At 58.9% G+C, this 1,373-nt stretch carries 1 protein-coding gene; it reads left to right on the top strand.

Annotated features, from left to right (window positions below; genetic code table 11):
* Positions 1-1,016 (top strand): IS110 family RNA-guided transposase (locus EI185_RS17380; RefSeq protein WP_124706411.1); only part of this gene is annotated, 1,016 nt, incomplete at its 5' end.
* Between the last annotated feature and the right edge of the window lie 357 nt (positions 1,017-1,373).

Raw genomic sequence — 1,373 nt, 5'->3', positions numbered from 1 at the left:
TCACCGTAGGAATCGATCTCGCCAAGAACGTATTTGCCGTACACGGCGTAGATGATAACGGCAAGCCTGCCCTGGTCAAGCCGAAAGTTGCACGTGCGGACTTGCTGCCGCTGATCGCGCAACTGCCACCCTGTCTGATCGGCATGGAAGCATGTACTGGTGCGCACCACTGGGCGCGGCTGTTTCGCCAGCATGGCCACACGGTCAAACTGATGGCACCGAAGTTCGTCGCGCCTTACCGTATGAGCGGCAAGCGTGGTAAGAACGATGCGGCGGATGCCGCTGCAATCTGCGAGGCCGTCACCCGTCCCAATATGCGCTTCGTCCCGATCAAGGAAGAACACCAGCAAATCATCCTGTGCCTGCACCGTACTCGCCAGGGATTCGTCGAAGAACGCACCGCCAGCTACAACCGCCTGCGCGGCCTGATTGCCGAATTCGGCATCGTCCTGCCGCAGAAGATAACCTGCCTGCGCCGCGAGATCGGCGCACACCTGGAAGAGCTGCCGGGTTATGCCAACCTGTGCGTGGGCGACCTGCTTTCGCACACCGCTGACCTTGATGCGAAGATCGCCGAATACGACCGCGCCATCGCCCAGGCTGCGCGCGACGATGAGCGCAGCAAACGGTTGATGAAACTCTCCGGCATCGGCCCGACCACCGCCAGCGCCATGCTGGCAAGCCTTGGCAACGGCCACGACTTCAACAACGGACGCCAGGTGGCGGCGTGGATCGGACTTGTGCCTGGGCAATACAGCAGCGGCGGCAAGGCGCGTCTCGGACGCATCACCAAGGCCGGAGACAGTTACCTGCGCAGCCTGCTGGTCATGGGCGCGCGAGCGGTGCTCAACAGTCTGGGTGACAAACAGGATAGATTCAGCCGCTGGGCCAGATCATTGCAAGAGCGACGTGGCTACTGGCGCGCGGTGATCGCCATCGCGGCGAAGAATGCGCGGCTGGCCTGGGCGGTGTTGAAGTACGGCGACGATTTTAAATTGGAGCCGGGCAATATCTGAACAAGAAACCAGAATCAGCCAGCAAAAAACAAACCTGAAAGGAATAGATGCGCCGCCGGGCGGCGACAAAGAATCACCGTGTACTGCCAGCGTTGATGTGAAGCGGGTTGGACCCGCGCCGGGGGAGCCTGATCAACTTTATGGGGAGAAGCAAAACCCGACTAACGATTGAGGTCCCGGCGCGCGTCTTTCATCAGGGTCCGGGCGACATGCCCAACATGACCGGTTGTAGTTTAGCAGTCCTTCACCTTCTTACACGATGCAAGCAGCGCGATTTGAAACGAAACAGAACAGGAAATAATGATGAACTAAAAAACATCAACAGCACTTGCGAATTTGGGGAAGCCCTTGTAGTAA

Origin of the sequence: Sulfuriferula multivorans (assembly GCF_003851125.1) — a bacterium.
Taxonomy (GTDB): domain Bacteria; phylum Pseudomonadota; class Gammaproteobacteria; order Burkholderiales; family Sulfuriferulaceae; genus Sulfuriferula; species Sulfuriferula multivorans.
This window is presented reverse-complemented; position numbering and strand designations above follow the sequence as displayed.